Annotated in this window: 8 protein-coding genes; 7 read left to right on the top strand and 1 reads right to left on the bottom strand. The window is 70.0% G+C overall.

The window, feature by feature from the left end; all coding sequences use genetic code 11:
- Positions 1–681: thiamine-phosphate kinase (locus QN357_RS15030; protein ID WP_323505117.1), on the top strand; the 681-nt coding region annotated here is incomplete at its 5' end.
- 15 nt (positions 682–696) lie between these two features.
- On the opposite strand, the gene rsmD is transcribed toward QN357_RS15030, so the two are convergent.
- Entirely contained in the window at positions 697–1,275 is a 579-nt protein-coding gene (gene rsmD, locus QN357_RS15025) for a 16S rRNA (guanine(966)-N(2))-methyltransferase RsmD (RefSeq protein ID WP_134447536.1), read from the bottom strand.
- A 55-nt stretch (positions 1,276–1,330) separates the two neighbouring features.
- On the opposite strand from rsmD, the gene QN357_RS15020 reads away from it, so the two are divergent.
- The 6 genes from QN357_RS15020 (at position 1,331) to QN357_RS14995 (ending at position 11,155) form a co-directional block, all read left to right on the top strand.
- Entirely contained in the window at positions 1,331–3,571 is a 2,241-nt protein-coding gene (locus tag QN357_RS15020) for an ATP-dependent DNA helicase RecG (RefSeq protein WP_322140857.1), read from the top strand.
- 434 nt (positions 3,572–4,005) lie between these two features.
- On the top strand, positions 4,006–6,243 hold the full coding sequence (locus QN357_RS15015; protein WP_241980942.1) for a cell wall-binding repeat-containing protein: 2,238 nt from the start codon (positions 4,006–4,008) through the stop codon (positions 6,241–6,243).
- 146 nt (positions 6,244–6,389) lie between these two features.
- The gene (coaD, locus tag QN357_RS15010; RefSeq protein ID WP_134447540.1) at positions 6,390–6,878 is read left to right on the top strand and encodes a pantetheine-phosphate adenylyltransferase; all 489 of its coding nucleotides are present in this window, start codon (positions 6,390–6,392) and stop codon (positions 6,876–6,878) included.
- 134 nt (positions 6,879–7,012) lie between these two features.
- Positions 7,013–7,972: an AAA family ATPase gene (locus QN357_RS15005; protein ID WP_241975540.1), complete on the top strand. Its 960-nt coding sequence runs from the start codon at positions 7,013–7,015 to the stop codon at positions 7,970–7,972.
- Positions 7,973–8,070: 98 nt separating this feature from the next.
- Complete coding sequence (locus QN357_RS15000) at positions 8,071–9,468, top strand: DUF58 domain-containing protein (protein WP_134447542.1); 1,398 nt, start codon at positions 8,071–8,073, stop codon at positions 9,466–9,468.
- Entirely contained in the window at positions 9,455–11,155 is a 1,701-nt protein-coding gene (locus QN357_RS14995; RefSeq protein WP_323505116.1) for a DUF3488 and transglutaminase-like domain-containing protein, read from the top strand. Before QN357_RS15000 ends, QN357_RS14995 begins: the two co-directional genes overlap by 14 nt.
- The last annotated feature ends 52 nt before the right edge of the window (positions 11,156–11,207 follow it).

Genomic DNA, 11,207 nt, shown 5'->3' with positions numbered 1-11,207 from the left:
ACCCCCATCTCCGTGATCGAGGGCATCGCCGACGGGCTCCGGGACTGCTGCGCTGCGCTCGCGCCGGGGTGTGGCGTCGTCGGCGGCGACCTGTCCGCCTCTGACGCCCTCACGCTGGCCGTGACGGCCTTCGGAGACCTGGAGGGACGGGAACCGGTTCTGCGCTCCGGAGCGCGTGCAGGCGACGTCGTGGCCCTCGCCGGGGGGCTCGGTGAGGCAGGGGCCGGCCTCGCACTGCTCTTCCGGCACGGAGTCGACACGAACGGTGTTCCGGATGCCGCGCTCGCCGCGGCCGTCCGGGAGCGCTACCCGGTCGAGGTGGGCGCCCAGCTCGCCCCGACACCGCCGATCGACCGCGGCCCTGCCGCGTCCCTCGCGGGGGCGACCGCAATGATGGACCTCTCCGACGGCCTCTTCATCGATGCCGGGCGCCTGGCCAAGGCGAGCGGGGTCGGAATCGACTTCGCGGCGGACTCCCTCGGCGACAGCGTCGGGCTCGCGCTCGGCGGCGGCGAGGACCACGGCCTGCTCGCGACCTTCCCTGCCGGCGCCGTGCTGCCGGAGGGCTTCCGTGTGATCGGCACGGCGACGGATGCCGCGGGCACGGTCCTCGTCGACGGCCGCACACACGAGCAGGGCGGCTGGGACCCGTACCGCGGCTGGGACGGCGCCCTCGGCTGACCGCGCCTGCGGCGGCTACGGGCCGGCGAGCACCGGGGCGGCGTACCAGACGGTCGTGTCGCCGTAGTCCTTGCGGCGCTCGGAAGCGAGGCCAGGACCCCAGGACGGCTCGGGGGAGCGGGAGCTGCGCTCGACGACGACGAGGGCGTCCGGGTCGAGCAGGGGGGTCAGGGCGAGCAGGTTGTGCCCGAGTTCGACGTCGGAGAGCTCATACGGCGGGTCGAGGAAGACGAGTTCGAACCCGTCGCCCGTCGCCGCGAGAAATGACTGCACGGCCTGCGCGGAGACGCGGATCGACGGGGCGTCCTTCTTCGGGGCGGCCTTGAGCACCGCGTCGGTGTTCTTCCGGCACATCTGAGCGGCCCCGTAGCTGTTCTCGACAAGGGTCACGATGCGGGCACCCCTGCTCGCGGCCTCGAGCCCGAGGGAACCGGAGCCCGCGTAGAGGTCGAGCACCCGGGCGCCCCGGATGATGTCACGGGCGTCGAGGGCGGAGAAGATCGCCTCGCGCACCCGGTCGCTCGTGGGGCGTGTGCCCGACTTGGGAACAGCGAGGGGCAGGGAACCGGCGAACCCGGAGATGATGCGCGTCATGTCCGTTCGAGCCTAGCCGGACCGCAGTGTCGGCGGCCGCGCCTACGATCGAAGGATGACGGATGCGACCGCGGCGGACGGCGAGAAGCTCACCGGCGCCCTGACCCTGGATACCCCGCTCACGGCACACGGAACGATAACGGCCGCCGAAGCGAAATCGCTCGCCAAGGCGTTCGACATGCGCACCGTCGGCGACCTGCTCAGTCATTACCCTCGCCGCTACGCCAGGCGCGGAGAGCTCAGCGCGATCAGCGAACTGCCGCTCGACGAACAGGTCACGATCTTCGCCGAGGTGCGTTCGATCTCCACCCACGACATGAAGACCCGCAAGGGCTCGATCACGACCGTCAAGATCTCCGACGGCCGCGGCATCCTCACCCTCACGTTCTTCAACCAGGCCTGGCGCGAGAAGCTGCTCGCACCGGGCACCCGCGGCATGTTCACCGGCAAGGTCACCTCGTTCAAGAACCAGCTGCAGCTGGCGCATCCGCACTACAAGCTCTTCGTCGCCGGGAGCGACGAGGAACAGGAACACGAGATTCCCACGGAAGGCGAGGCCTGGCTCGTCGAGCCCGTCCCGGTCTACCCGGCGACCGCCGCGGTCGCGAGCTGGGACTTCCAGACGATCGTCGGAAAGATACTCAAGCACCTCGGCCCCGTCGAGGACCCGCTCCCGCCTGCGCTCCGCTCCGAACGCGGCCTGCTGCCGCACCGGAAGGCCCTCGAGCTCATCCACCAACCCGCCGTCGACGCCGACTGGATCAGGGCCCGCGACACCCTTCGGTTCACCGAGGCATTCGTGCTGCAGAGCGCGCTCGTGCAGCAGCGAAACGTCGCCAGGGCGACGAAGTCGACCGCACGGGTGCCCGTCCCCGGCGGGTACCTCGAACGCTTCGACGCCCGCCTTCCGTTCACCCTCACCGGCGACCAGCTGACCGTCGGCGCCGAGATCGCGAGGGACCTCGCCGACACCGCACCGATGAACCGGCTCCTGCAGGGCGAGGTCGGTTCAGGCAAGACGCTCGTCGCGCTGCGGGCGATGCTCGCCGTCGCCGACACCGGGGGGCAGGCCGCCCTGCTTGCGCCGACGGAGGTGCTCGCGGCCCAGCATCTGCGGTCGATCGTGCAGATCCTCGGCCCCGACCTGGCCGCAGAACTTGTGCCCGTGCTGCTGACCGGCAAACTGCCCGTCGCCCTTCGACGCAAGGCGTTGCTGCGAGCGGTCTCCGGCCAGGCCAGGATCGTGATCGGCACGCACGTCCTCCTGGCCGAATCGGTGTCGTTCTTCGACCTCGGACTCGTGGTCATCGACGAACAGCACCGCTTCGGCGTCGATCAGCGGGAGGCACTCCGCCTCAAGGGTGCTGTGCCACCACACCTCCTCGTGCTGACGGCGACACCGATCCCGCGCACGGTGGCCATGACGGTCTTCGGCGACCTCGACGTGTCGACGATCGCGATGCTCCCGGCAGGCAGGCAGGGCATCCAGACCTATGTTGTGGCGCTCGCCGAAAAGCCGCAGACCTTCTCGCGCGTCTGGACCAGGCTGGCCGAGGAGCTCGCCCTCGGCCGGCAGGGTTTCGTCGTGTGCCCTGCGATCGCGCCGAAGGAACTTGAGGAGGGCGAGGAATTCGAACAGCCGGCGACAGAGAAGGGCGCCGCCGACGCCGCGCCGGCCGTGCCCCCGGAATCCGTCGAGGTCGTGCTCGAGAGGTTGCGCTCCCGGCCGGAGCTCGCAGCGGCCAGGATCGAACCGCTGCACGGCCGGATGACCGCGGACCAGAAGGACCAGACCATGCTCGCCTTCGCCGCGGGCCAGATCGATGTGCTCGTGGCCACCACGGTGATCGAGGTCGGCGTCGACGTGCCGAACGCTTCGGTGATGGTGGTGCTCGACGCCGACAGGTTCGGCGTCTCGCAGCTCCACCAGTTGCGCGGGAGGGTCGGCCGCGGCGGGGTGCCGGGGCTCTGCCTGCTCGTCACCCGTGCGGAAGTCGACTCTCTCGCCCGGTCGAGGGTCGAGGCCGTCGCCGCAACCCTCGACGGTTTCGAGCTCGCCGAGATCGACCTCGAGCTGCGCAGGGAAGGCGATGTGCTCGGCAGCACGCAGTCCGGCGGGCGTTCCTCGCTGCGGCTGCTCCGGGTCGCGACCGACGGCGAACTCATCCTCGAGGCGCGCACCCACGCACAGGAGCTCGCGGCGGATGACCCCGAGTTCGCGAGCGTGCCTGCCCTGCGCGATGCGGTGCGCCGGCGACTCGACGACGCGGAACGGGCCTCGCTCACCAAGGGCTGAACTCCGCGCCGCCGAATGAGACCTGGCCGACGCCATCGCCACCGGTCTGGGTCGTTTCGGGCACCCGGCGACCCGCGAAGTGGGGGTGATTCCCGGCCTATCCCGTCCCGCGAGCGCGGTGCTACGGTGCCTCAACAATCAAACAGGTCCTTCCCCCGGGTTGCGCACCAGCGCGATCGGGGACGATTTGGGAGTCTATCCGGGCTCGGTGAAGAGCTTCATCGACCCGGGTGCCGTCCACCGGGAATCGTCGACCACACAGCGCTGGAACACACCCGGCCCACGCACTCGCCCACCATTCGATTCCCGACGCCCGAACGGAAGTTGACATGTCCCAGTCCGAACCCGCTTACACAAGCGACTCGCTGCGAGTGACCTTGCGTAGTCCCCTCCGGCGGCGGCCCAGGTGGCGCGCCTTCGGAACAGCGTCCGTGATGCTGCTGTCCCTCGGTTCCGTTCTGGGGACGGCCCTCCCGTCCCAGGCCGCGACCACCGACCCGGTGACCGTCGTGAGCCTCACGTTCGACGACGGCGACGCCGACCAGAGTGCGGCCGTTTCGATCCTCGACGCGGCGGGACTTAAGGGAACCTTCTTCATCACGACCGGCTGGATCGGCGCATCCAACTATCTGACCGTCCCGCAACTGACCGCGATGGCAGCAAGCGGGCACGAGATCGGGGGCCACACCGTGAGCCACCCCGACCTGACGACCCTGCCCGCCGCCGAGGTCACCAAGCAGATCTGCCAGGGCCGGAATACCCTCGACGACTGGGGATTCAAGACCACGACGGACTTCGCCTACCCGTTCGCGACCGTGAGCCCCGCAGTCGCGGCGGCCGTGAGTGCGTGCGGCTTCAACAGCGGACGCATGCTCGGCGACGTCGGCGGCACGACCGGTGTGTTCGCCGAGACGATTCCGCCGGCCGACGCGTTCCAGACCCGGGCTCCCGAGGAAGTCGACTCGACCTGGACCCTCGCCACCCTGCAGAAGACCGTGACGGATGCCGAGACCCACGGCGGAGGCTGGGTCCAGCTGACCTTCCACCACGTCTGCGACACCGCACCGGGGGTGTGCGACCCGCTGAACCTGACCATCACGCCAACGCTCTTCCAGCAGTTCGTCGACTGGCTCAAGGTCCGCACGCCCACATCCCCCCTTTCAACCACCAACACGATCGTCAAAACCGTTCACGAGGTCCTCGGCGGAACGGGGAAGCCTCTGGTGGCGTCCACGAACAGCTTCCGGGCAGCTCCGGCCGCCGGTGAGAACGGCGTGCTGAACCCCAGCCTCGAGACGGCGAGCACGGTGGTGCCGCCGGCCGGAACCACGCTGCCGCCGGAGTGCTGGCAGCAGGGCGGGTTTGGAGTGAGCACCGCGACATTCACGACGCTCACCACAGCCGCAGAAGCGCATACCGGTACGAAAGCAGAACAGCTCGTGGTGACGGGCCTGACCAGCGGCGATGCGAAACTCGCCCTGATGCAGGACCTCGGAACCTGTGCACCGACGGCGACCCCCGGTCACACCTATTCCCTGAGAGCCTGGTACAAATCGACCGTGCCCACCCAATTCGACCTCTACTATCGCAACGCGGACGGTGGCTGGATCTACCAGACCTCTGGCCCGTTGTATAACGCGGCGACCGCGTACACCCAGGTGGCCTGGACGACGCCGGTCGTGCCTGCCGGCGTCACCGGGATCAGCTTCGGACTCAACCTGATCAGCAACGGCACGCTCGTGACTGACGACTACGCCCTGTACGACACCGTCGGGGCCCCTGCGACCCTCGTGACGCCGGCCGTCCCGACCATCACAGGTGTTGCCGCGGTCCGACAGGTCCTCACCGCCGTTCCCGGAGCCTGGACCCCGGTTCCGATCGTTTTCACCTACCAGTGGTCGGTTGGAGGGGTCGCCGTTCCCGGTGCAACAGCCGTGACGTATACACCCGTCCTCGCCGACCAGGGGAAGACCGTCACCGTGACGGTCACCGGCACGGCCACCGGCCTTCCCGCGGTTTCCGCGACGAGCGTCGCGAGCGCCGCAGTGGCTGCGCCCGCCGCGGCGACGGCCACGCGGTTGTGGGGTCAGGATGCCTATGGCACGTCGGCCGCGATCTCCGCTGGGACGTTCCCGACGCCGGGTGTGCCTGTCGCGTACGTTGCGACGGGTGAGACGTACCAGGATGCATTGTCCGGTGCCGGTGCTGCCGGGGTGAACAAGGGTCCGGTGCTGCTCGTCCAGCCCAATGGGATCCCGGGTGTCATCGCGGCAGAGCTTGCCCGGTTGAAGCCGGCCAGGATCGTGGTGCTCGGCGGCAATCTGGCTGTCTCGGATGGTGTCTTCGCGAGCCTCTCCGGGATCGCGCCGACGACGCGGTTGTGGGGTCAGGATGCCTATGGCACGTCGGCCGCGATCTCCGCTGGGACGTTCCCGACACCGGGTGTGCCGGTGGTCTATCTGGCCACGGGCGAGACTTACCAGGATGCATTGTCCGGTGCAGGTGCCGCCGGCGTGAACCAGGGACCGGTGCTCCTCGTCCAGCCCAACGGCATTCCCGCCGTCATCGCGGCGGAGCTCGCCCGGTTGAAGCCGGGCCGGATCGTGATTCTCGGCGGAAACCTCGCGGTGTCCGACGCGGTCATGGCCCAGTCGCTGGCCCTGGTCGGCTAGATCGCGCACGAAGGCCAGGCGGGAGACTCCGCCTGGCCTTTCGCGCGCGATCGCTGGCCGGCGAATTTGGCCTCCCAGCAGGGCGAATGCCGAGAGTGTGCCGCCCGGGGAGGCGCGAGACGTGCTCGCGCGTTAGGGTATTGCGTATGCGCAGGATCGCCGTTGTCCCTGGTTCATTCGACCCCGTCACGCTGGGTCACCTCGACGTGATCGAACGGGCGGCGGGCCTCTTCGATGAAGTGCACGTGCTCGTCGTGCACAACCCCGACAAGACGGCCCTCCTGCCGATCAGCCAGCGCGTCTCCCTTCTGCAGCGGGCGATCGCAGACGCCGGCCTCCCGGACACCATCATCGTCGCGTCCTGGAGCATGGGACTGCTCGTCGACTACTGCCTCGAGGTCGGGGCAAGCGTGCTCATCAAGGGCATCCGTTCCCAGGTCGACGTCGCATACGAGACACCGATGGCGATCGTGAACCGCAACCTCGCGGGCGTCGAGACCATCTTCATGCTGCCTGACCCTGCGAATGCCCACGTGTCCAGCTCCCTCGTGCGACAGGTCGCCGCGCTCGGCGGCGACATCTCGCCATACGTGCCCCGCGTCGTCGCGCAGTACCTGCAAAAGGCACCCGTGTGACCGCCCCGCCCGCCGGCGCGACAACGGATGTCCCCGCGGGCGTCCCGACGCAGCGCGCCCCGGGCATCCGACCGGTACCGGCGGCCGCGCCGGGGGCGGACCCCCCGCCCGACGCAGACCTCGACCTCGACCTCGTGGCCGAGGCCGGCCGGGCCATCGTCCGCAACGTCGAAACGGTCATCGCAGGCAAGCACCCCGCCGTCGTCACGGCCCTGACCGTGCTCCTCGCCGAGGGCCACCTCCTCATCGAGGACGTGCCCGGCGTCGGCAAGACCATGCTGGCCAAGGCCCTCGCCCGCTCAGTCGACTGCTCGGTCAGCCGCATCCAGTTCACACCGGACCTGCTCCCTTCCGACGTCACGGGCGTGAGCGTCTTCAACCAGGTCGACCGCAGGTTCGAGTTCAAGCCGGGGGCCATCTTCGCGAACATCGTGATCGGCGACGAGATCAACCGGGCGAGCCCGAAGACCCAGTCGGCCCTCCTCGAGTGCATGGAGGAACGCCAGGTCACCGTCGACGGAGCGACCTACCTCCTTCCGCTCCCGTTCACGGTCGTCGCGACCCAGAATCCGATCGAGATGGAGGGCACATACGCCCTCCCCGAGGCCCAGCGGGACCGTTTCATGGCCCGGATCTCGATGGGCTACCCCGACACGACCTCCGAGCTCGCGATGCTCGACTCCCGAGACACCTCGAGCCCGCTCGCCGGAATCGACGCCGTCGTCACCGGCGCCCAGTTGCGGGCCATGATGACGGCGGCCCGCGGTGTCTTCGCCTCCAGCGCCGTCAAGCAGTACGCCGTCGACATCGTGCGGGCCACCCGTTCGGACAAGGACCTCCGCCTCGGTGCAAGCCCGCGGGCAACCCTGCAGCTCATCCGTGCCGCCAAGGCGCAATCCGCTCTGCAGGGCCGTGACTTCGTGCTCCCCGACGACATCGATGCGCTTGCCGTCGCCGTCCTCGGCCACCGGCTGGTGGCGAGCAGCCGGGTGCTCGGGCACCAGCATCAGGACTCGAGCCCGCTGCTCGAGGACATCGTGCGCCGGATCCTCGCGGCGACCCCGGTGCCGCTCGGCGCCTCCGGTCGCCCGTAGCCGCCATGTCTGCGCGGCGACCTCCCTCGCGGCCGGTTCGGTTTCCCCGGCTCACCCTCCGGGGTGGCGCCTTCCTCAGCGGGGGAGCGGTGCTGACGGTGGTGTCATTCTCGGAGAACCGGCGGGACCTGCTGTTCATCGCCCTCCTGCTGGTCTCGGTGCCGATCGTCGCCGGGCTGTCGGTGGCCCTCCGACCCGTCCGGGTGCGCGTCGGCCGTGACTTCCGCCCCAACCTCGTCTCCGCGGGCGGGCAGACGACTGAGCTGCTCACCGTCGAGAACGTCGGGGTGCAGCCGCTTTCCGGGGTGCGCTGGCGCGAGACCGGCCCGATGGGAACGACACCGATGCCCAGGGATCTCCCGTTGCCGCCGCTCTCCGGGCTCGGCGGCGCGTGGGGCCGCAGCGGCGGCTGGGACGGTTTCGGCGAGGGCCCTGACGCGGCAGCCCGGACCGTGCGCCTCGAGTTCCCGCTCGCACCGCACGCGCGGGGACGGTACGAGTACGGGCCGGTCGTGCTCGCCCGGTCCGACCCGTTCGGACTGGTGATGGCGCGCTGGGCGGTCGGCGGCCGGCATGAACTGGTCGTGACTCCCCGGGTGACGCCCCTTCCCGGCCGGGGGCACGCGAGCATGCTCGGTGGGGGAGAAGCCCTCGAACGGCAGCGACTGCTCAACCAGAATTCGGACGAGCTGATCGCTCGCGAGTACCGGCCAGGGGATTCGCTGCGCCGGGTGAATTGGCCGGCCACCGCACGCCACGGCGAGATCATGGTGCGGCAGGAGGAACACCGGAGCGACTCAGGGGTGCGGTTCGTGCTCGACACGCTCGCGCCCGCCGAATCGGGCGCTCGCGAGGTCGACCGGGCGCGGCGAGCGAGTGCGTTCGAGCTCGGGGTGGAAGTGGCGGCATCCGTCTGCACGCACCTGCTCGCAGCCGGTTACCGGGTCGATGTCGTCGAGCTCGGCCCTGCCCAACTCGGAACTGCCCGGCTCGGCCGTGCCTCGAACGGTGCCACGGCCGCAACCGATGCCGCCCCGCTCGGCGCGACCGGGCTCGGCGGCTCTCCCGTGGCCGGGAACGGTGCGGGAGGTACGGCCGGGTCGGGAGATCCGGTCTCCTATCGCGGATCAGGCGGCATTTCGCACCTGCTCGAGGACCTCGCGGGCATCCTCCAGGTCCCTGCTGAAGCCAGGGACGCCGGCACCGGCGAACCCAATGGGCCCCTCGCGCCCCCGCGCTCACGCGTCCCCCGCGGGGCGCTTCCGACCTTCGCTGTACTCGGCGCCGGGGCAGCCCTCGACCTCGCCGTTCTCGCCGCGCTCGCGGCAAGTGCCCGGCCGGCGATTGCATTCGTACTCGAACCTGTGCCGACGGATGCCTCTGAGCGGCTCAGGGAGGCCGGCTGGCGGTGCATACCGGTGCGTTCGGCTATCGCACTGCCCGAGGCATGGCTCGACTCCGTCGGCGGGAGAGGGGCGCTGCATGAGCCTGCGTGAACGGATCCTGCCAGAGCAGACGATGACGGCCAGGCCGTCGCCGTCACCGGAAACGCCTGGTGGCCGGAGAACAGGGAAGCGCTCCTCCGGCTCCCGCTGGCCCGTGACCGGTGCGCTCGCGCTGCTCCTGCTCGTCGGGATGACCGCGCTGGGTCCTCTCCTGCAGGGCACCGGCTGGTGGTGGCTGATGGCGGTCGAAGCGGGAGCCGTCTTCGTCGTCTCCGCGGGCATCCGCTCGCTCGGCCCCAAGCCCTGGGTCGTCCCACTCGCCGGTGCCGGCGTGATCGTCGGGAGCGTCACCCTGCTCTTCGGCGGCGGAACAGGGCTGCTCTGGCTCGTGCCGACCGGCGATACGATCGACCGGTTCCGTACCCTCGTCGAATCGGGGATCGCCTCGGTGCAGTCCCAGGGCACCCCGGCCGATCCCGTGACCGGCATCCTGTTCCTGCTCTGCATCGGGGCCGGTGTGATCGCCGTGCTGATGGACGCCCTCGCGATCACCCTGCGGGCGCCGGCGCTCGCTGGGCTGCCCGTACTGGTGCCTGTCGGCGTCCCCGGCCTCATCCTCGACAACGGTGCGGAGAAACTGACCCTCGTGCTCACGGCCGCGGCATTCCTGCTGTTGCTGCGGATCGACGTCCTCGGCCGGCGCGGCGGGGTCACAGCGGGAACGGGCGAGGGTATCGGGATCGCCGGCTCTCGTGGGCCTGCCGGGCGGAGCTGGTCCGTCACCGGGGCCTTCCTGATCGGCGGGCTCGGCATCATCACAGCGCTCGTGCTCAGCATCGCGGTTCCCAACCTGCCCGGCGACGGGCGCGTCGGCGGCCGGGCCACCGGACCGCTGCTCTTCGGCGACGGCGTGAGCGCCATGGTCAACCTCGGGCAGGATCTCCGGAGTTCGCAGGCCGGCGCCGCGCTGCACTACCGGACGAGTGCCGCTCAGCCGCCCTACCTCAAGCTGCTCACCTTGGACCGGTTCGTCGGGCCGAGCTGGACCGCCCGCCTCGAGCCGACCAACACCGGGAACACCGTCGACGCAATCGACCGGCCGCCGGGGCTCTCCGCCCAGGTCGCCACGACGGAGGAGTCCACCCAGGTCGTCATCGACGGGGTCGCCTCGGCCTGGCTGCCCACCCCTGGCGCGGCCACGAAGGTATCCGGGCTCGTCGGCGACTGGTACTGGAACGGGCCCACCGGGACGATTGCGAGCACGAACAGCAGCACCCGGGGCCAGGAATACACCGTCACCTCGCTCGCCCTCGAGCCCACTCCCGAGCAGCTTCGCGCGGCGACGGGCCGGTACCCGGTCAGCGTCGAGTCGAGCCTTCGCCTGCCCCGGAGCAGCCCCCTGATCATCGAACAGACCGCGCGCGCGGTGACATCGGGAACGACGACCCCGTATGACGCTGCCGTCGCCCTGCAGGAGTACCTGCGGGGGAGCGAATTCACCTACGACACCACCGCACCGGTCGAGGACGGCTATGACGGCGGCGGGGTCGACGTTGTCGGTACCTTCCTCGAGGTCAAGCGCGGTTACTGCGTGCATTTCGCCTCCGCGATGGCGGTGATGGCCCGGTCGCTCGGCATCCCGGCGCGCATCGCGATCGGCTATCTGCCCGGTTCCCGCTCCTCGGACTTCATCGAGGGCAGGGACCGTTTCAACGTCGACGCGCCCCCCGGGGGCTAACCAATGAACCTTGGCACGGACCTGATCACACTCGGCATCCTGCTGGTCGTGG

The sequence above is a fragment of the Cryobacterium sp. RTC2.1 genome, assembly GCF_035018685.1.
Classification (GTDB): Bacteria; Actinomycetota; Actinomycetes; order Actinomycetales; family Microbacteriaceae; genus Cryobacterium; species Cryobacterium glucosi.
The sequence above is the reverse complement of the archived record's forward strand: the minus strand, read 5'-3'. Positions and strand labels throughout refer to the sequence as shown.